Below are 21,378 nucleotides of genomic sequence, written 5' to 3'. Positions count from 1 at the left end.
TCTCTAATACTATTATGTGTTGAAGTATTGAGAACTTAAACTTTGCTTGTATATTCAACGCTACAATACTGTTCCCCAAAAAAAACCTGAATTCCCAATAAGCTAAAACTAGTAGTTGCTATATTATATGGATATTATATTGTATGGATTTTTTTATATATTATCTTTGCAGCCTATTTTTAATTTTATTTGATGATACAGATTACATTACCCGACGGGAGTGTGAAGGAGTTTGAGAAGAACTCTACACCAATAGATGTTGCTAAAAGCATTAGCGAAGGTTTGGCTAGAAACGTGATTTCGGCTAGTTTTAATGGTACGACTGTTGAAACGGTAACACCTTTGACCACCGATGGTGCTTTGGTTTTATATACTTGGAGAGATGATGAAGGGAAGCAGGCGTTTTGGCATTCTTCGGCACACGTTTTGGCCCAAGCACTTGAGGAATTGTATCCTGAGGCGAAACTAACTATTGGTCCTGCTATTGAAAATGGATTTTATTATGATGTTGATTTTGGAGAACATTCTGTTTCTGAAAAGGATTTTAAATCTATTGAAACTAAAATGTTAGAGATAGCACGGGGAAAACATGATTTTAAAATGCGAGCTGTTACTAAAGCAGATGCCCTTGATTTATATAAAGATAATGCGTTTAAAACTGAGTTGATAGAAAACCTTGAAGATGGTACAATTACGTTTTGTGACCATAGCACCTTTACCGATTTATGCCGTGGTGGACATATACCAAATACAGGTATTATAAAAGCTGTAAAAGTGATGAGTGCTGCTGGCGCTTACTGGCGCGGTGATGAAAACAAACCACAGCTAACACGTATTTACGGGGTTTCTTTTCCTAAACAAAAAGAACTTACTGAGTATTTACAGCTACTGGAAGAAGCAAAAAAACGTGACCATAGAAAGCTTGGAAAAGAATTAGAATTATTTACGTTTTCGCAAAAGGTGGGACAGGGTTTACCTTTATGGTTACCTAAGGGTGCTGCATTACGTGAACGTTTAGAAAATTTCTTGAAGGCTGCACAAAAAAAAGCAGGTTACGAAATGGTGGTAACGCCGCATATTGGACAGAAAGAATTATATGTAACTTCTGGCCACTACGCTAAGTATGGTGAAGATAGTTTTCAACCAATTACCACTCCTAAGGAAGATGAGGAATTTTTGCTGAAACCTATGAATTGTCCGCACCACTGTGAGGTTTACAATAATTTTCAATGGAGTTACAAAGATTTACCTGTACGTTATGCTGAATTTGGTACCGTATATAGATATGAACAAAGTGGTGAGTTACATGGATTAACGCGTGTAAGAGGCTTTACTCAAGATGATGCACATTTGTTTTGTACACCAGAACAGTTAGATGAAGAATTTAAAAATGTAATTGATTTAGTGCTTTATGTTTTTGGTTCTTTAGGTTTTGAAAATTTTACAGCTCAAGTTTCTGTAAGAGATCCTGAAAATCCTGATAAATATATAGGTGATGTTGCTAACTGGGAAAAAGCAGAACAAGCTATAATTAATGCTGCTGAAGATAAAGGCTTAGATTATGTTATAGAAACAGGTGAAGCGGCTTTTTACGGCCCTAAGCTAGATTTTATGGTAAAAGATGCTTTAGGAAGGCGTTGGCAATTAGGCACCATACAGGTAGATTATAACTTACCTGAGCGCTTTGAATTAACCTATAAAGGTAGTGATAACGAGCTACACCGACCTGTAATGATACACCGTGCGCCTTTTGGTAGTATGGAACGTTTTGTGGCATTATTATTGGAGCATACTGGTGGAAACTTCCCTCTTTGGTTAATGCCTGTGCAAGCTAAAATTTTATCTCTTAGCGAGAAATATGAAATATATTCTGAAAAAGTTTTAAATTTGCTTGAAAATCACGAAATTCGCGCTCTTGTAGATCACAGAAATGAAACAATAGGCAAAAAAATTAGGGAAGCCGAAATGCAAAAACACCCTTACATGCTTATCATAGGTGAACAAGAAGAAAAAGAAGGCAAAATAACTGTGCGTAAGCATGGAGGCGAAGACTTAGGAATGATTTCTATTGAAGCCTTTGCCGACATTATAAAAGAAGACATAAGAAAAACGTTAAAATCGTTCTAAATAAAAAGTTTAATTAAAAACATATATAGCCATAGCAATTAGAAGAAGAAGACAACCCAATAGAAGGGTTATCCAAGAAGACAAACACAAGATCAATTCAAAAATTACAGCGCAAAAATTGCGTTTAGTTGGAGATAACCTAGAGGTAGGTATTTATACGAAAGGTGATGCCCTAAGGCTAGCCGATGAATTAGGCCTAGACCTCGTTGAGATTTCACCAAAAGCAGATCCGCCTGTTTGTAAAGTTATGGACTATAAAAAGTTTCTTTACGAACAGAAGAAACGTGAAAAAGCTTTAAAAGCTAAAGCTTCTAAAGTTGTAGTTAAAGAAATTAGGTTTGGACCACAAACCGATGATCATGACTACGAGTTTAAAAAGAAACATGCAGAGAAGTTTTTAAAAGATGGTGCAAAGCTTAAAGCTTTTGTATTTTTTAAAGGTCGCTCCATTATATTTAAAGAGCAAGGACAAATATTATTATTACGTCTGGCTCAAGATTTAGAAGAACTTGGTAAAGTAGAACAAATGCCAAGACTAGAAGGAAAACGAATGACAATGTTTATTGCTCCTAAAAAGTAGTTTACATTTCAATAATAATACTGTATATACTGAAACAACATAAGTATAACAAACAATATTAAGCGCAATAATTAAAACCTAGGAAAAGAAATGCCTAAAATGAAAACAAAATCTAGTGCCAAAAAACGTTTTAAGTTAACGGGTACCGGTAAAATTAAAAGAAAGCACGCTTTTAAGAGTCACATCTTAACAAAGAAGTCTAAAAAGCGAAAGCTTAAGTTAACCCATGATGGTTTAGTACATAAAGCAGATGAGGATAACATTAAAACAATGTTACGTTTAAAGTAATATTATTTTAATAGGTTAAAACAATTTACAAACCCTGGAGTGTGGCCAATAAAAAGATTCTAAAATTAGTTTAGAACGCCCGCTACAAAACACATTAAAATTATGCCAAGATCAGTAAATTCTGTAGCTAAAAGAGCCAGAAGAAAAAAGGTGCTTAAACAAGCAAAAGGTTACTTTGGACGTCGTAAAAACGTTTGGACAGTAGCAAAAAATGCGGTTGATAAAGCGATGCAATACTCGTATAGAGACCGTAGAAACAAAAAAAGAACATTCCGCGCACTTTGGATTACGCGTATTAACGCAGGAGCTAGAGAACACGGTTTATCTTATTCTCAATTTATGGGGAAACTTAAAGCTAACAATATCGAATTGAACCGTAAAGTTCTTGCAGATTTAGCAATGAATAACCCTGAAGCTTTTAAAGCTGTTATTGATAAAGTAAAATAAGGCACTTTGCCTATTGTAAAACATATTATTCGCTTAATAAAAAATCCGATTCGTTTGAATCGGATTTTTTTATACGTTTTTTGGTATTAGTCTACTATCTTCCAGTCTAGCTTTCCTCAATATTTTTCTTTTGGTAAACTTATTTTTAGTATCTCATTAAATAAATAAAAAAATCAAAAATAGTCTGTTAAATAAAATTCAATCTATACATAAAAAGAATGGATTTTATCCTCAGCTTAGTTGAAAAGCTAAAATCTCTAACGAACTACCTGCCATCTTTATTATTTGCCCTTAACTTGCAGCACTTTATACACTGCTAGTTTCTCTTTTTTTCCTCGTAACTCTAAATCGCCTAATAAATTGGCTTTGTATTTTAATGTAATTAAGGAGCTATCCAAAAAAGGTTTAGACACCAATAATTCAGCATTAAACGTATTACACAAGCCTTGAATTCTAGATGCTGTATTTATAACATCACCATGATATGCCAGCTCTTTTTTAACCGTACCAACCTCAGCAATCATTAATTTACCAAAATGGAGACCAGCTTTAAATTGGGGCGTTATATTATATTCTTGTTCATAATGCCTTTGCCGTTTCATCAGTTTACGCTTAAATGCAAAAAACAAATTCACACAATTATTTTTACGAAAACCCTTTTTGGTTGTCCAGCTTAATACTGCCTCGTCACCAACGTATTGATATATATCTGCTTCATGTTTTTGTAATACACTATTTAGATCTGTAAAACAATCTTGAATAAATTTACTATACGTTTCATGGCCTAAACTTTCGGCAATTTTAGTAGAATCCTTCAAATCTAAAAACATCAAAATACGAGATTCTTCTTTAGGCTTTTTATACGTACCCAAAATCATATTTAAAAATACGCCTGGTCCAAACTTATCATTACCAATCTTAATTAAAGAAAAGATAATTGATGTGAGTATAAAATAAATAATTGTTGTCCAAAAGAAAGGATCTTGGTGCCACCACCCTATTTCGTTTGGTAAATCGATATCAATTTGTCTTTCAATAAAAAAAGAAAACACACTAAGTAAAACTATAATGAGTGCAAAGTATATGATAGACTTTACTATAATATTAACTCCTAAAATTAAATTTTCGCTAAAATATGTTTCAAAAAGAAATTCAATAATACCATAACACACACCTATAACAATACCAAGTAATATTCCGTATTCATAAAATGCTCGGATGGGAAGTTGTAAATCATCATCTGTATACACTTTTAGTTCTGCCTCAATACCATTATATTTAATAAAAATAAAAATAAGAAAGGCTAACATCCAGAATACTATTGATTTCAGAATGGAAAACAGAAACTTTCTAGTGAGCATTGTATAACTAATTTAGATACCAAAAGCGGTAATTACTAATTTTCTTCCACCAGCGTGGTTTCTATGCTCACATAAATAAATACCTTGCCATATGCCTAAATTTAATTTTCCGTTGGTAATAGGTATTTGTATAGAGGCACCTAAGAGCGAAGCTTTAATATGTGCTGGCATATCATCAGAACCTTCATAAGTATGCTGATAGTAAGGCGCATTTTCAGGCACCATTTTGTTAAAGTGACTTTCAAAATCGGTTCTTACGGTATAGTCTGCATTTTCGTTTATAGTCAAACTCGCCGAAGTGTGTTTTATAAATACTTGTAGTTGCCCTGTTTTAATTTCGTTTAATTCAGGAATGGTATTTAATACAACGTCAGTAATTAAATGAAAGCCTCTTTTATGTGGTTTTAGTTGTATTTCTTTTTGAAAACATTTCATGTTTTAATCAATAAATTCAATATATACTATTGGTAGATTTCTATTTTTTGTGAGACTATTATTTTTTGATTTAAACCAGTTACTTAATATCTTTTGCCATTTCAGCAATTGCTGTTTTAAATTCTTTCCAATCAATTTTACCATCACCATCTTTATCATAACCCTCTATTAGTTTAGACCCTACTATACCGCGAATAAAACCATTAATGTCTGCCTCTTTTAAAAGACGAACTACTTCGGCTTTAGATAATTTTCCGTTACCATTTTTATCGAAAAAATTAAAAGCATCGTGTGGTGTTTCAAAATGTTTAGTCAGTACAATTTGTATTTTTTTAATAATTGTTTTTTTAGATGCCATATTTATAGTTTTAGATTGGTAATATCAATTTAAGAAAAAGAAATCAATCTATATTAGCAATCGTAAAAAACATGACTAATCGTGCACAGGATCTTGTGTACAAGGGCAATTACTGATACCTTGTAAAAAGTTAAGCCCTATGGTTACAACGTGAGTTCCAGAGTTGTATGCTGCCAACTCATTGGTAGTAATTTGGTATGCATAACCGAAGTAAAATATATTCTTTTGAAAACCAACCATTGGGCCGATATTTAGCGGTTTTAAAAGTTGATCGTTTAAAAAACGATATGATAATCCTGCCCAGTAATAATCGCCATAACGGTTATATTTTCTAAATTTAAAGTTTAAATCGGTGGCCGATCGTTTATCGCTTCCAAATAATTGATAAAACACAGAAGGCTCATATTCTAAACCACTTTTTTTAGGCCCCTTAAAAGTATACCCTGAATATATTTGATAATTTAAAAGCAAATTAGGCTCTTTTTGTCTTACAAACTCATCAAAGTTTTTAGGTAGAATATTATTGGCATTAAAACTTAGCCAAAACTTATCAAAACGGTACAATGCGCCTACATCAAAATTATTATTTGATGTTCTTCTATCATCTGTTACAAAAGGATCAATTGTAGGGTTTTCATAAGTTGTGTTGAAATTATTAATATCAATTCTAAAATTATTAATGTTATAAGATATTCCGAAAGATAAGTATTGTTTTGAGTAATAATCTATAGTTAAATGATGTGCAAATGAAAATTTTGCACCAGTTTGGATAGTATTACCGTTTCTATCATTGTAAACTGATAACCCTACACCTGTTCGGTCTGCGATACGAACATCCCCATAAATAGATTGATTATCTGGTGCGCCCTTTATACCAACCCACTGTGTAAGACCGTTAGCTCTTATTTTTAAATTATCACCAATACCAGCATATGTTGGAGATACCACAAAGTTATTATCTGCCAAATACTGCGTAAATACTGGTAAGTTTAGCTCTTGCCCGTAACTTTGTACTGAAAGTAAAATTAAACACAGTTTTGTTAAACCTTTAATTGTTATATTTTTTATAGCGTGCTTCATCGTCTTTTCCATTTTATCTGTATAAGGTAAAATGCCCAACGAACTCTTTATCGTTTTGGCTATCATTCAACTTAACTACATACCAATAATCTCCAGTAGGTAGCTCTTCTCCTTTGTATCTTCCATCCCATTTTTCGTTAACATTTAGTGTTGCTATTTTTCGCCCATATCTATCAAAAATATCAAAGGTTAAATCGTCATATTGATTGGCACAACCTATACCCCATAAATCAAGAGTACCATCACCATTAGGAGTAAAATAGTTTGGTATACATATATCAATAAACTCTATTGGAATTGAAGCTTCAACTTGACATCCGTTAGTATCTACAACAGTTACAGTATACGTTCCAGATTCAAAAATGTTGAACGTATTAATATTACCGTTAGATGCGCCATTTAAGAAATATTCATAATTTCCAGTACCACCTGTTACAGTTGCTTCAATTTCATTAAGTCCGCTTTCTGAAAGTACCAAGGCCAAAGGTTGGTAGTCATCAATATCAAAAGAAACAGTACGCTTTACACAGCCACTTGAATGTTTTACATCTATATAATGATCTAAACCTGCAACTATATTAGTAAATATGTTATTTGATTGGTATGCACCACCATCTAAAGCATATTCTAGATCTGTGGGGTTCACATTGTCAGATTCTAAGGTTACTATAACTTCATTGGTAGACGCATTATCCACACATCCGTAATCGATGACTAATTGCGGGTTTATATCAATAGCCTCAGGGAAATCAATCTCAAATTCTACTTCACAACCTTCATCATCTCTTATATATACTACGTGATTCCCTCCTTCTAAATCTGTAAAATCAAACAATGTTTGTGTGTTTGCTCCTGTTGTATAAGGCCCATCGTAGTCGTCTAAACTCACACTGTAAGGTAAACTTCCTCCAGAAATATCTATACTAAAAGACCCGTTTGATTCTCCAGAGCACAATTCTGGCATCATGGAATTTGGTACTACAGTTAAAAATACTGGAGCGGGTTCGTTAATATCAAAATCTATAATTACAAAACATCCTAATTCGTCTTGCACTACAGCTTGATAGGTTCCTGGGTTTAAATCTTCAAAAATTGGTTCATCAAAAAATTGATTTAATTGCGGGGATATGGCATATTTAATATCACCTGTTCCTCCTGTTGCAAGAATTTCAATGGAGCCATTATTTTCTCCAGTACAGGTTACATCTGTAGTATCAAATGTAACTTCTAATTGTAATGAAGGTTCGGTAATTGGTATTACCACAGAGGTTTCTAAACAATCTCCACTTTCTACTCTTACTTGATAATTTCCTGCAGGCAGTTCTGTAAATACACCTGGACTATTTTGTATAGCTGAAATTGTATTTCCAGAAGTGTCTTGAAGTGTATATATATAATTACCCAATCCACCTTCGGCTTCAGCAATGATAACACCTGTTGTATCTCCAGTACAATTAATAGTAGCATTCATTGCATCTACATTAATTGTTAGATTTGGTAAAGCATCAATTGTAATTTGATTTGAAACCCTAGTAGTACAATTATTGACATCTTTAACGTAATATTGATATATGCCCGCAGGTACTGAGAATGTTGTAGATGATGTAAACGTACCAATAACCGTTGTAAAATTACTATCTGCACTGTAAGTATACGGTCCGTTTCCACCTGATGCACTTAAAGTTAATGTTGATTCTGTTATACAGGTTTGAGATGAAGCTTTTACTAAAGTTGCTTGAACTTCTGTAGGTTGATTAATTACAATATCTGGCGTATTAAATTCACAATTATACCCATCGTTAACTGTTATACTGTAGGTTCCTGCACCCAAATTATTAAAAATAGTAGACGTTTGCGGTCCTGAAACTGATGGTGTTGGCGTAATTTGGTTTAATGTATAGGTGTAATTTGAACCTTGTCCGCCTGAAGTATTAGTTACCGTAATAGTTGCATTAGTATCTCCAAAACACGATAATTGTGTTGTACTAGCAGAAATTGTAGCATCTATTGGATTTGGAATACTAAGCGTAACGTTATCAGACGCAATACAGCCGCCTGAATCGCGAACATTAACTGTATAAACACCAGCTTCTAAATTAGGAAATGTACCATTGGCTGAATACGGTATTAGTGCGGCACCTGTTAATTCGTATTCATAATTACCATAACCTCCGCTTGCAATCGCTGTAATAGTACCCCTATCATTATCACATGTTACGTTTGAAGTTTCAGAAGCTATTACACTGAGTGCTTCTGGTGGGGATTGAATAATAACGTTTGAAGTTGTTACACAAAACGGACTTGCAGTTTGCGTGATTAATACACTATAATTACCAGCTGATATTCCAGAAACTAACTCTGGATTTGTTGACGTATTTGCATTTATAATACCTGAGACTGATACCGAGGCACTATCAAAAACTTCATAAGTGTATGATCCTGAATATCCACTGATATTAATTTCAAAACTTCCTGTATTATCACCAAAACAAGTTACCGCATTTGGTGTTGTAGTCACTGTTGGCGGTATTGCCTCTGGTAACACAACTTCAACTTCTACAAAACAAGTATTCGCATCTGTAATTGTTACTGTATAACTTCCAGAAGGTACTCCAGAAAACACATTCCCGCTTAAACTAACGCCAGCTGGGTTAGGACTAATAGTATACGTATATACTCCTGTGCCACCTGTACCGTTTATAGTAATTTGTCCGTCATCATTATTACAAGTTGGTAATGACGTAACACTAGGTGTGATAGTAACTGGTGGTGCAATATCTACAGTTACTAAGTTACCACAACCATTAGCATCTTGAATTTCTATTGTATGTGTTCCTGAAGCTAAACTAGAAACATTAAATGGTGCCGTTTTAGTTTGAAATGTGCTACCATCAATACTGTAGCTATAAGGAGCAATTCCTGCGGTAACTAAAGTAACATCAATTTCAAAATCACCTTCTGCAACTGTACATTGATTATTTACAATTGCATCGATTACTGGCTCGGGATCTTGAGGAAGCACCAAAGCTGTGGTTGTTTGAATACAATCATAAGCATCCTTTACATGAACATAATATGTATTTGTATCAGCATTAAATGTATTTGTGGAAACCCATGAAGGATCTATAGCTAAAGGTGCCGTATTTGTTGTTGTAATTTGATAACTATAAGGTGGTGTTCCATCTCTAGCAATAGCACTTATTAATCCAGAGTTTGAATTACAATTTGCGTTTCTATCAACCGTTGCAGTTATACTTAAATCTATTGCAGATTCTGTAATATTAAATGGTATAGTTACCACACCACACCCTACATTTGGCCCGCTAGTTTCAGTTATTAAAACAAAATATGTTCCAAAAGGTAATGGTCCTAAATTAGAAACTGGTAAGTTTCCACCTGCTGGTACGATACTAGATGCTGTTACACCAGTTGAAATAAGTGATAATGAGTTAAATATTTCGTAGTCCACATTAGTTGAAACACCATAACTACTATTTACGGTAAATGACACATTACCATCGGCACTTCCTACACAAGTAATATTATTAGACGTTACTGCAGAGGCTGTTAATGTTGAATTTGTAGGTATGGATGCTGTAGCAGTTTCATAATAACTACAACCTGTATCACTATCATAAACGATAAATGTATAAGTAACACCTGGTAATAACCCTGTGAATGTTGTACTAGGGTTTGTAACTACAGGATTGTCTTGTAACACCCAAGTTCCTCCTGGTGGTGGTGGCGGAATAACGCCTCTATAAATATCGAAATAAAAAGGTCCGCTACTAGCCAAAGTAGTACTAACACTTACTGTAACTTCTCCTCCAGTAACACAATCAACCACTGCATTTATGGCAATATCTAAATCATTTGGTGGCGATGCTACTAATACATCTTGAACTAATACAGAACAACCATTAGCATCTACGACATTAATTTGATACAAACCAAAATCTACAACATCAAAAGTAGTTGATGTTGTACCTGAGGTATTCAATTCTGAAGCAGCATAGCCATTAGTACCTGTTACATAATAATTATAAGGTGCTGTTCCTCCAGTAACACTTTGCACTATTACAGAGCCTTGCGAAGTACCACCACCTGAAACATCACAAGTAATTGGTAAAGATGAATGTATAATATTTATTGGTGTAGGTTCTGCAATAGTTATTGTTGCCGTATCTGTACATGAATTTGCATCTGTTAAAGTAATGGTATAATTACCAGCAGGTAATCCAGATGTTTGCGTACCATAGTTTGTAGTTGTTGTATCATTATTTACATTGATAATGAATGGAGGTGTACCAACGGCTGAATTAATAGTAATATCAATAGCACCAGTTGCACCACCATTACATAAAATATCTTGAGTTTGAACTACTGAAATTATTTCAGGTAATGAAACTGCATTTACAGTTTGTACTGAGGACTCTGCAGTACAATTATTAACATCGGTAATTTGAAACTGATATGTACCATCTATTGGCACCGGATAAGTAAACGTTGTACCTGTAGCACCAAGGTTTGTATAACTACCACCATTTACTGAAACTGCATATGTAAATGGTGCAACACCTCCTGATATTGTACCTTCAATACTTCCATCTGGTGCAACTGTACAATCTAAATTTTTAGTAATTACAGCTCCTAAAGTTAGAGATGGCAGTGGATTTATTGTATAAGTTTCAGTATAAGTACATGTATTAGCATCGCGAACTTGAAATGTGTATGTTTCTGGAACTAATCCTGTAAAAATATTTGATGTTTGATATGGTGTTATTGAACCTGACGGCGCAATAATTTGATATTCTAAAGGCGCTACACCTTGGGTAACTGTTAGGGCAACATCAGATGTGCTTGATGGACATGTTATTGGTGTACTGCTAAAGTTTAAATCAGTTGGAGGGTTTAGCGTTGCAACAGTTATTGGAGCAGCTATAAACGTACATATATTATCGTCTATAACTGTAACCGTATATGTACCATCGGTTAACCCTGTAAATGTAGTTCCTGATTGAAAGTTTACACCATCAATACTATATTGGTATGGTGCTGTGCCTCCTGTTACTGCTGATACTGTAATTTCACCATTAGAAGTACAGGTAAACGGTGTAGTAAGCGCCACTGTACCATTAATTGCAGTAGCCGTTGTAATAGTAATAGTTTGTGGTGCAGTAGTACATACATCTACTCCAGATGAATATTCTACTATAATAGTATAATCACCTGCGGTTACGTTTGTAAAGTTGGGTGAATTATGATATGTTGTCCCGTTATCAATACTATAACGCAATGTATTACCATTTGGGTTGGATACGTTTATTGTTATTGTGCCACTATCTAAAGCATCAGCACATAAAATATTTGTTTGATTTACCGTAAAATCTGGTGCTGGAATTGCTTCAACATCAATTGTGGTTTCAGCTTCACAATTATTAAAATCTACAACTCTAATAGTATACGTTCCTGCGGTTGGAACATCTATTATTGGTGTGCTTTGGAAGGTAGTTGCCCCATTAACAAAATAATAATATGGTGCAGTTCCACCAGTTGGATATACTGTAATTTCACCATTTGTACATGTTAGTGGTTTTGTTAATGCTGAAGTTGCTTCTAATAATATTGGTGCTATAATTTCAATATCTCCCGAAAAAACACATCCATCCTCTGTGGAAACATTAACAGTATATGTCCCTGGGTTTAGATTTTCGAATGTATAGTTATCATCTATAACAGGACCAACACTATTTACTAATGTAGCACCATTATATATGGAAAAGAAATATTGCGGTCGCGCATCATTTGCAGCTATTATTACGTTACCTAATTCACCATAACATAATGGTTGCGTTATTGTAGTTTGAACTACAAAATCTCGTTCTCTAATTTGAACATCAGGCACTGTAAAAATACATGGATTTGGTGTTACACCTACTTGCCTAACGTATACAGAATAAATTCCTGATGTTGTAACTGAAAACGTATTACTAGCTTGATAGTTTATTCCGTCTATACTGTATTCGTATCCGCTTGGAACGCCTCCCACAACAATCTCTCCGGGTGTTGTACAAACAATATCTCTTGATGCTACTGTAGGTATTAATAAATTCTCGTATACATTAAAATAAAATTGATTAAAACAACCGCCTTCATAATTTAATGTTAATCGGTATTGTCCTGCAGTATCAGCAGTATAATTTGGACCTGTAGCTACTTGATTCCATAAACAGGTATCACTCTCGTTTGCACAATCTTGATTTAAAACTGCAGTACAACTCGATTCATTTAATACCTCCCAAATCATCGAAGAAGTATCTGTGATATTTGTTTGTATAAATTTAGCATCGTTAGCACCACACAAGAATATATTTGGTAGTTCTTTACCGTCGTTAGGGCACACCACCACCTCATCAGCAAAAGGAATTACTGGATTAGTAACATTTGCACCAAATAATACAACATCAAATTGCTGAGTTATAGATTGGCAAGGTGCTACTGCGGCATTATAAACATAATATGTTCCTGTTGCTGTTACTGTAAGAGATTGCTCTGTACCAATAACTGGTGTTCCAGTAGGACTTGTAGACCACGTGTAAGAATCGTAACCGTTACCAGCAGTTAATACTGTTGAATCTCCACAAAGCACAACATTTTCATCGAACGTACAATTTAAATTTCCTAAAAAGTTTGTAGCTCTAGGTGTAATTAAACATCCTGTATTGCTATTATAACTTGGATCATCGGAGATTTCAAACGTATCATTTATAGTACCTCTGTAAGTTACATAAGCCTGATTACTAATTATGTTAGAGCAGGCGTCAGTTAATAAACTACAATCTGATACTACAGTTACTCTAAAACGAATATCTTGTACAGGATCATTTTCCTCAACGAGAGATTCATCTATTAAAAAAATTATTTCTCGTGTTACAGGATCATAACTTTTTACTGTTACACCAGATGGTAAAGACACAATATCTGCTGGATAATCGAATACAATATTAATTGGAAGTATGTCTCTAACTACAATTCCTGTTTCTCCCACAGGAGGTCTTGCATCATCATTTCCTGTATTTTGAAACCCAATAACATAGTTTAATTCATCACCTAAATCTACTTCCTGCCCTTCTATATTTGTTCCAGACGGATCTTCAACAATTTTAGTAAGTACTATGTTTGGTGCAATAATTTCAATTGCAAATGCACTAAAATAATAATAGTAGATATCTAAATTACTGCCCAAACTTATTTCTGCAGTAGTATCACCATTGCCAATAATAGAATTACCTGCATTAGGAATATTTATAATTCCTGCATCAAAACCAAGTGTATTTGTACCTGCTGGATTTCTATCAAAAAACAATTCAGAGGTGTTTGTAGTAGGATTAATTGTGGAAACTGTACTATTAAAAAAGTTATTCCCAGGACGTATTACCGTACCTGAATTATCAGTGGCATCAATTATAGTACTATTTAACTCTAAATAATCGCCAGTATAACGTCTATCTCCTTCTATGGTACTAAATGCAAATTTTGCACGTACAGGACCTACCGGAATTGTTTCAAAACCCGAAACATCAAATGTCTCATTTATAGTACTTGTTATTTTTGTAAAACCATCAAACGATGTAATATATTTACTGGGTAATAACGGATCTTCATAAATTACGAAAAGTGACCACCCTGCTGATAACCCTTCAGCGTTAGGTTTTGGACCAACTAGAGACGATATATTTGCAACACCATAAGTACCTTCAGGATTTGGCAATGCTGTAAGCATATCGGTTACATCATGAAAATACACATATGTGTTAGAGCTGCGGTTGTTAGCAGCATCTTGAAAATATAGTTGTGTCCCTGTAATATCTTGATAGGGGTTTCCTGGAGTTCTAAATTTAATATCAGAGATAGGTTCATCGCCATTAACAACTGCACTCCAATACAAACCAGCATATACAATACGGTAACAATCGGTATCACTAGGTACATTTAAATTAGCTGTACTAGAATTAAATGTTGTAGGGTCGCCGTCTACATCAACATAAACCGCAGCATCTACTCTATCATTTGTATCATTTCCATTGTATGGGTTTGTAACATGCAACCCAACATTACTGTTACCTATTAAAAGCATATCACCTTTAATAGCCTGATCGTATCTTGGTGAAAAGGGAACTAAATTTTGCGCAACTAACTGCATGCTCATTAAGAGCAATAGTACTGTAATACAGTTAATTACATAAGTAGGTGTTTTCATGGTTGTTAGTTTTTCTATTTCAATTCATTTTGGGGTTGAGAGAAATAGCAATCTATTTATTTTCTTCTTCTAATTATTTATTTTTATAAGAGACATTTTACTGTTATATGGTTTATCACCTTTTTTATCTAGTGCGTTTTTTGCTTGACTAATAGAATCAAACATTTTAGAGTAAATAAAATATTTATTTGTTTTTACATCAAAGAAAAAGTTGACGTCCCTTTCTCCTGAAGCTATAACTTTTGATACAAATTCGTCACGTTTCTCTACACTGTTATGTACTGCTATAACCATGTAGTAACCCGACTCCTCATTTATTACATTTTTAATAATTTGAATATTTTTTGTTTGCTCCTCGCCAAAATCAAAATCTTCTTCCTTTAAAGGTGTGGTAACCTTATCTGTAAATTTTCTAATTCTTTCTAATGCTGCTTTATCTTTATTATATCTATCCTGTTGATTATCATAAGCTGCACGACGAATTCTTCTTTTTCTTTCAAAATCTGTAGCAGTTTTAATCCCTTTTAAATTTGAAATTAAATTCTCTTTACCACTTTTAATTTTAAGTTGATCTGTCTTTAATTCTTCTAGTGCATTAAAGTAAAATGCATTTATTCCTTTTTTATCCTTTTTAAATTTTCTTTTTCGTTTTATTAGAATAGCTTCAAGTTGAATCATTTTAATTTCTTGTTCTTTTTCTGCTTTTTCTATTTCATTTTTCAAGTTTTCTATTTCTGCATTTTCAGCCGATAGACTTTTAAATGGTTTAGGAGCTAAGTAAATGCCTTGTTCACTTAAATCGTTTTCTTCTTTTAAATCGTCTAAATCTTTTTGTTTAACGTCAACCTTTGTTGATAATCGCTTTATTAATTCATTTTGAGCTTTCTTAGCACTATTAGTAGCACTAAGTAGTGTTCTCATAGCATTAGATGCTTCATCATCTGCTACAGGTTCCTCTTCTCCTACCTCATTTTCTGCTTCATTTTCTACTTCAAGGTTATCATTAGTATTAACTTGTTTTACATTAGTTAATGCTTCTTTTTTTAGTGCTTCTACTTCTTTTCGGTTTTGAGCTTCAGTAAGTTTATTTTCTAGCTCTAACTCTAGCTTTTTCTCTGCCTCTGCTTTGGCTACTAATCGTAATCGCTCATCTTCTGCTGCTTGCTGTTTCTCAATTTCTGCTTTGTCACCAGCTTTTTTTACCTTTAATTCAGCCTCAAATTTTAAACGTTTTTCTTCTTCTTTTTTTCGTGCCGCTTCCTCGATTTTTATTTTAGTTTGAGCTGATATTCTTTTTTGTTCTTCAACTATTTTAAGTTGTATTGCTTTTTGTGTTTCTTTTTCTTCTTTAGCTTTTTTAATAGCTTTTAACGCTGCTATTTTGGCTTCTTCTATTTTTGCTTTTTCCTCTGCCTCTAGTTTAATACGTTTTTCTTCCTTTTCACGAGCTTCTTCCTTAGCTTGCGCTGCTATTCTTTTTTGTTCTTTAGCTATTTCAAGTTGTATTGCTTTTTGTTTTTCTTCCTCTTCTTTAGCTTTTTTTATAGCTTTTAACTCTGCTATTTTGGCTTCTTCTATTTTTGCTTTTTCCTCTGCCTCTAGTTTCAGGCGTTCTTCTTCCCTTTCACGGGCTTCTTCTGCTGTTATTTCAGTTTGCTTGTCAACGTTTCCTATTTCTAATTTTGGTGCTTTATCTTGCTTTAGTTCTTTTTTAACACTCTCTATTTCATTTTTTTGGGTTGAAATTTCAGATATTACTTTCTCTTCTTTTTCCGCCTCTGCTTTTCGTTTTGTTGCCAATTCAGCTCTTCTTTCTGCTATCCTAGCTCTATCGTCATCTGTTAAGTTATTTCGCTTAACACGCCTTTTATTAGTATTAAATACTGATTGTTCTTCATCTTCATCTCCATAATTATAGCTCCTATTTTTATTGAAACGGTATGCCAAAGTAATTTCATGAGAACTTCCAAATTCAGAAAAATGACTTATAGATTGCTCATAGTTATACTCAACAGCAATAGTATTAGTAACATTAACACCCAAACCAGCCGATGCGCCATAAAGCGAATTGTATCCTACTTGAGCCCAAATACCCTTTGGTACATTTACCATAGCTACACCTGAAATTACAGTTTGGTCTTTTTTAAATTCACTCCTAATTAATGTGGTAAATTTACTCTCATCAAAAAAACCACGAGAGTCCATATAACCCGTATACATTACATGTGCTTGTAGTGCTTGTTCTGGATTATCTTCAATTATCTGATTGTTAGTTACATTATAGCTTACCAAATTATTTATACTTACGCCTAAATCAAAAAAAGTAGTACCATAATTTATACCTGGATTAATAGATAATAAGAAATTTGATGGCACGTTTTGTAAAGAAGGATCTGGTGTATTAACAACTACTCTACCTTGGTTTAAGCCACTTTGGTAAGCGCCAATATTTAATCCAAAAGTTAAATTATTCTCTCTACTAAAGCTGACGTTGTAGGCAAAATTTGCCATACCACCAAAAGTGGTAAGAACTCCAAAGTTTTGTTGAAACACACCTAAACCAGCTCCAATATTCTCAGAAAAACGTCCCGTATAACTAAATAGATAAGCTTCTGGAGCGTCATTAAATTGTGCCCACTGCCTTTTATTGGTAAAGCTTATATATTTATTTTGTTCTCTCACAAAACTAAATGTAGGATGAACAGCATATCTATTAAATTTTAGAGAGTTTCTAACAGGTAATGCCAAAGCAACAATACCGTTACTCTCTTGAGAGTAGAATTGTTGAATGGTACATAACACTAGAAACATATATAATAGATATTTATTCATTTTAATTTAGAACCGTAATAGATCCTTTTTTAACCTGTTGATTTGGTGTTTTTATAATATAATAGTAAACTAGGTTTACATCTTTAAAATCTAATTCGTTTTGTGGCCAATTATTTTGATATTCTGAAGTATCAAATACAACTTTACCCTGTATGTTTATTAATGTAACCTGAGTATTTGTTCCACTTACAAAAGCTTGAGGAATAACCCAAGTATCATTAATTCCATCGCCGTTAGGTGTAATAACATTTGGAATTTTAGCCACATCTGGAAAAGGTTCGGAAACGCTAAAACTGATATCCTGCGACGCATTACATCCTTGAGTTTGACTAATTTTTACTTTATAATTACCTTGTTGTAAAACTTCAAACGTATCTTGATTAGCGCCTGCAATTAGCACTTCATTTAAATACCATTGAAATTCTGGATTAACTGCTGTTGTTGTTACGTTTACAAATAACGATTCCCCAGATTCTAGTATATTAGTTTCATCAACATCAATTTCGCTTGTAAAATCAGTAGTCACTAAATCTATAGATGCTGAAGCTGTACAGTTGTCTAAATCTATAGTCACATTATATAGTCCTGCTTCATTAGTTTGATACATTTGATTTGTAGCGCCTTCAATCGTTTCTCCATCCTTAAACCACTGGTAAGCTAAACCGTTGATAGCACTTAGCGTTGTAGGACCGTTTCCAGAACAATAAGGATTTCCTAAACTAGAATTAATTGATGCTACTGCTGACCCATAAGATGCTTCACTAACAGCTACTCTATTTGAAAATGAATTTGACGTACAACTTCCGTAATTCGTTTCAACAAAATAAGTACCTGGAGTGTTTACTGCTAAACTATCGCCAGTAGTCACCAATTGAGATGTGGTTGGGCTTGTTTCCTTAAACCAATTAAAAATTAAATTTGAATACTGTAAAGGAGAATCGTTTGCTGCATCGCCAGGATTGTCAATTGTAAGTAAATAACTTCCTCCTGCGCAATACACAGCTGTTTCTATTAAATTGTTGATGGTAAAAGGACTATCTTGAATTTTATAATACGCTGCAAATTGATTGGATGCACTACTTGTTACAGCTGGTGCAGTACTTTTTATTCTAACTTTATAACCTTCTCCGAAAGTTTCGGTAGGAATTGCAAAATTTAATGTAGCAGGAGATGTTACAACGCTTCCTGCATTTGATGTAAAAACTACTGTTGCGTTAGAAAAACTACCATTAGCATCAGACATTTCTATAATAAATGTATTTGTGTTTTCTAAACCACTTTCGGGAGAAAAAGAAAATGTAACATTATAAGTATTGAAAGATGCACTTGCACATGCTTGGGTAAATCCTAAATTAGGCTTACTAATAACTACTTGTGCCAAAAGCGTTGATGGTATCAACGCTAAGGTAAAAACAAGAATGTTAACACTAGTAAAATTCCTCATACAGAGTACTATTATTTAATAAAACCTCTAGGAGAAAATCACTGTTATTTTATAATGAATAAAATTACACCTAGAGTTAGTTTTATCTTTATTTATTATTTAATCGTCTAATGCATCTCTATCAATATTTGATGCAATAATTTTATTAATTCTTAATCTAAAATCAGGCTTCTTAAAACTATTTGAAGCTATAAATGTTTCAGCATTACTACTTTTAGAATACACATTGAAAAATGACCTATTACCGTAATAATTTTCTAAATCATCATTATTAGTATTATTTTCTGTAAAAATATTACCATTGCAATTGTTAAAATACATTTCCTTAAAACTAATTTTATCTAAATTATTTTGATTAATTAAGATATTTTCATCTAAAATTACAGCAGGGTTAAAACCAGATATTACACTTTTAGAAATATTTAAATTTGTGTTTTCTCCTACATAAATACCTTCGTGTACTAAATTCATTTTTATTGCAGATTCTAAATCATTACTTATGTTTAAAAAAGTTAAATTACTTGCCTTTACTTCTGTTTTATTTTTAGAGAAGTCAATTTCCTCTTTATTTATATAAGATAGTACTTCAAGACATTTATCGCCACTACCATTTGATGCGTATGGAGAACGAACTGCAAGAGAATTAAAAATAACTGAGGTAGTACCATAATTAAATTTAAAATCTGTACCCTTAGAGCGGTAGGATATTACATTATTTAAAGAAACATTACCACCCCATACTTCAAATCCATCTTCTCCACAATGGCTTACCATAACGTGTTCTAAAACTGTACTTGTACCAATACTGGCCAATAATAAACCATTAAAATAAGTATCTTGTGAAATTCTTTTACCTGCATATTCTATACGCACATACTTTAACTCACCAGAAAAATCATCAGTATTTTCACCACCATAATTTGTATTAGCATAATCGACAGGCTTAATTTTTGGATGAAAAGATGCTACAGAACCCGATCCGTATTTGTTTATTGGAGCGCCACCAAGTATTATAATACCTCCCCAATCACCAGCTTTTCTAACGCTTCTATTTGAAGTAAAGATAATAGGGTCTGTTGCTTTTCCTTTTGCGATAATACGGGCATTACGTGCAATGGTTAAAGATCCATTAGTTTTATAATCTCCAAATATAACTGTACCAGACTCTATTGTTAAAGTTACCTCTGGAGCTACAAAAACGCTACCTAAAAGTAAATATACTTCTCCTTTACTTAAAGTTGTATCTTCTGTAATACTTCCTGCCAAGATTTGGGTTGGTTCTCCATAATCAATTTCATTAGATTTAAATTCAGTCCAATTATTCAACCAATTAATGTCTCCCACTATTCCCTTTTCTTGTTGCGCAAAGCCACTAAAAGTGATTAAAAGTGTTAAAATTATTTGAGTACTATTTTTCATTATTCTTTTATTTTCTATTAGGAATAAAACGCTGTCTATTCAAGCTAATCAAAATTAATAGAATAATCCACGAAATACCAATTATTTCGATAAAATACATTAATAATGACAGATTTAACACTTAAAAATCGATGAAATACATTTTTAACTGACAAAACACATTAATATAGAATAACACTACATATTTGTGAATTATAAAAAGAGGATAGCGTATAACGAAGAAGTCGAATACTAAAGAATTTTCTTTATCAAACTAAACTATTTTTAATGAAATTCGCTATACTGGTGAAGCGCTTTTAAAGTTTCCTCATAAAAAATAATAGCAGATACTAGGTTATCTGTATCTGAGTATGGAAGTATACGTTTTTGAAATTCTGAAGTACTTTCTAGAAATTTATCGGTTGCATCAAACTGATCATCAAGTGCTTTTCTATTATCACCATCGTTTGGGATACCCAAAGTAGACATAGTAACACCGGGTTTAGTTGCAAATGCAATATATGGCATCAATTTTACCAAGCTTTCTATTCTTTCTACATAAAGTACTAGTAAATCGCCTTTTGGCAACCTGTCTAATTCATCCTTACTATGGTATTTTTTTATGGCTACATCATCGCTAATAATACTTTTAGGGTCTTTTCGTTTTTGAGAAAAACAAATACTTGATATTAGTAAAAAAGAAAAACTAAGAAAAATTAATTTCGTTTTCATGAGGTAGATTTTGAGGTTTAAAATGCTAATTTATGT

13 protein-coding genes are annotated in these 21,378 nt (G+C 33.2%); 4 read left to right on the top strand and 9 right to left on the bottom strand.

Annotation, left to right across the window (positions count from 1 at the left end; genetic code table 11):
* Positions 1-192 precede the first annotated feature (192 nt).
* The 4 genes from thrS (at position 193) to rplT (ending at position 3,442) form a co-directional block, all read left to right on the top strand.
* Positions 193-2,127 carry a threonine--tRNA ligase gene (gene thrS / locus ACKGJY_RS08865; protein ID WP_413973520.1) on the top strand — a complete coding sequence of 645 codons (1,935 nt, stop codon included), beginning with the start codon at positions 193-195 and terminating at the stop codon, positions 2,125-2,127.
* 70 nt (positions 2,128-2,197) lie between these two features.
* The gene (gene infC, locus ACKGJY_RS08860) at positions 2,198-2,707 is read left to right on the top strand and encodes a translation initiation factor IF-3 (RefSeq protein ID WP_413973753.1); all 510 of its coding nucleotides are present in this window, start codon (positions 2,198-2,200) and stop codon (positions 2,705-2,707) included.
* Positions 2,708-2,797: 90 nt separating this feature from the next.
* Positions 2,798-2,995, top strand: coding sequence for a 50S ribosomal protein L35 (gene rpmI, locus ACKGJY_RS08855; protein ID WP_215925145.1), 198 nt, complete (start codon positions 2,798-2,800; stop codon positions 2,993-2,995).
* Positions 2,996-3,097: 102 nt separating this feature from the next.
* Entirely contained in the window at positions 3,098-3,442 is a 345-nt protein-coding gene (gene rplT, locus ACKGJY_RS08850) for a 50S ribosomal protein L20 (RefSeq protein WP_042246846.1), read from the top strand.
* Between the two features lie 281 nt (positions 3,443-3,723).
* Here the strand turns inward: rplT and ACKGJY_RS08845 are convergent, their stop codons facing one another.
* The 9 genes from ACKGJY_RS08845 to ACKGJY_RS08805 form a co-directional block, all read right to left on the bottom strand.
* The gene (locus tag ACKGJY_RS08845) at positions 3,724-4,803 is read right to left on the bottom strand and encodes an adenylate/guanylate cyclase domain-containing protein (RefSeq protein WP_413973519.1); all 1,080 of its coding nucleotides are present in this window, start codon (positions 4,801-4,803) and stop codon (positions 3,724-3,726) included.
* 12 nt (positions 4,804-4,815) lie between these two features.
* On the bottom strand, positions 4,816-5,238 hold the full coding sequence (locus ACKGJY_RS08840; protein WP_413973518.1) for a secondary thiamine-phosphate synthase enzyme YjbQ: 423 nt from the start codon (positions 5,236-5,238) through the stop codon (positions 4,816-4,818).
* A gap of 79 nt (positions 5,239-5,317) precedes the next feature.
* Positions 5,318-5,596 (bottom strand): EF-hand domain-containing protein, encoded by a 279-nt coding sequence (locus tag ACKGJY_RS08835; protein ID WP_413973517.1) that lies wholly within the window; start codon positions 5,594-5,596, stop codon positions 5,318-5,320.
* 75 nt (positions 5,597-5,671) lie between these two features.
* Positions 5,672-6,676 (bottom strand): type IX secretion system membrane protein PorP/SprF, encoded by a 1,005-nt coding sequence (locus ACKGJY_RS08830; RefSeq protein ID WP_413973516.1) that lies wholly within the window; start codon positions 6,674-6,676, stop codon positions 5,672-5,674.
* Between the two features lie 13 nt (positions 6,677-6,689).
* On the bottom strand, positions 6,690-14,936 hold the full coding sequence (locus tag ACKGJY_RS08825) for a T9SS type B sorting domain-containing protein (protein WP_413973515.1): 8,247 nt from the start codon (positions 14,934-14,936) through the stop codon (positions 6,690-6,692).
* 69 nt (positions 14,937-15,005) lie between these two features.
* Positions 15,006-17,768 (bottom strand): PorP/SprF family type IX secretion system membrane protein, encoded by a 2,763-nt coding sequence (locus ACKGJY_RS08820; RefSeq protein WP_413973514.1) that lies wholly within the window; start codon positions 17,766-17,768, stop codon positions 15,006-15,008.
* A gap of 1 nt (position 17,769) precedes the next feature.
* Positions 17,770-19,212, bottom strand: coding sequence for a gliding motility-associated C-terminal domain-containing protein (locus tag ACKGJY_RS08815; RefSeq protein WP_413973513.1), 1,443 nt, complete (start codon positions 19,210-19,212; stop codon positions 17,770-17,772).
* 99 nt (positions 19,213-19,311) lie between these two features.
* Entirely contained in the window at positions 19,312-20,631 is a 1,320-nt protein-coding gene (locus ACKGJY_RS08810) for a hypothetical protein (RefSeq protein WP_413973512.1), read from the bottom strand.
* A 264-nt stretch (positions 20,632-20,895) separates the two neighbouring features.
* Complete coding sequence (locus tag ACKGJY_RS08805) at positions 20,896-21,342, bottom strand: hypothetical protein (RefSeq protein ID WP_413973511.1); 447 nt, start codon at positions 21,340-21,342, stop codon at positions 20,896-20,898.
* Positions 21,343-21,378: the final 36 nt, after the last annotated feature.

Source organism: Hyunsoonleella sp. 2307UL5-6 (assembly GCF_047345485.1).
Lineage (GTDB): Bacteria > Bacteroidota > Bacteroidia > Flavobacteriales > Flavobacteriaceae > Jejuia.
This window is presented reverse-complemented; position numbering and strand designations above follow the sequence as displayed.

Coding starts and splice junctions, on each gene's coding strand:
- ACKGJY_RS08835 (WP_413973517.1), bottom strand. CDS start 5,596: ATGGCATCTAAAAAAACAATTATTAAAAAAATACAAATTGTACTGACT.
- ACKGJY_RS08805 (WP_413973511.1), bottom strand. CDS start 21,342: ATGAAAACGAAATTAATTTTTCTTAGTTTTTCTTTTTTACTAATATCA.
- thrS (WP_413973520.1), top strand. CDS start 193: ATGATACAGATTACATTACCCGACGGGAGTGTGAAGGAGTTTGAGAAG.
- ACKGJY_RS08830 (WP_413973516.1), bottom strand. CDS start 6,676: ATGAAGCACGCTATAAAAAATATAACAATTAAAGGTTTAACAAAACTG.
- ACKGJY_RS08815 (WP_413973513.1), bottom strand. CDS start 19,212: ATGAGGAATTTTACTAGTGTTAACATTCTTGTTTTTACCTTAGCGTTG.
- ACKGJY_RS08820 (WP_413973514.1), bottom strand. CDS start 17,768: ATGAATAAATATCTATTATATATGTTTCTAGTGTTATGTACCATTCAA.
- rplT (WP_042246846.1), top strand. CDS start 3,098: ATGCCAAGATCAGTAAATTCTGTAGCTAAAAGAGCCAGAAGAAAAAAG.
- ACKGJY_RS08840 (WP_413973518.1), bottom strand. CDS start 5,238: ATGAAATGTTTTCAAAAAGAAATACAACTAAAACCACATAAAAGAGGC.
- ACKGJY_RS08825 (WP_413973515.1), bottom strand. CDS start 14,936: ATGAAAACACCTACTTATGTAATTAACTGTATTACAGTACTATTGCTC.
- ACKGJY_RS08845 (WP_413973519.1), bottom strand. CDS start 4,803: ATGCTCACTAGAAAGTTTCTGTTTTCCATTCTGAAATCAATAGTATTC.
- ACKGJY_RS08810 (WP_413973512.1), bottom strand. CDS start 20,631: ATGAAAAATAGTACTCAAATAATTTTAACACTTTTAATCACTTTTAGT.
- rpmI (WP_215925145.1), top strand. CDS start 2,798: ATGCCTAAAATGAAAACAAAATCTAGTGCCAAAAAACGTTTTAAGTTA.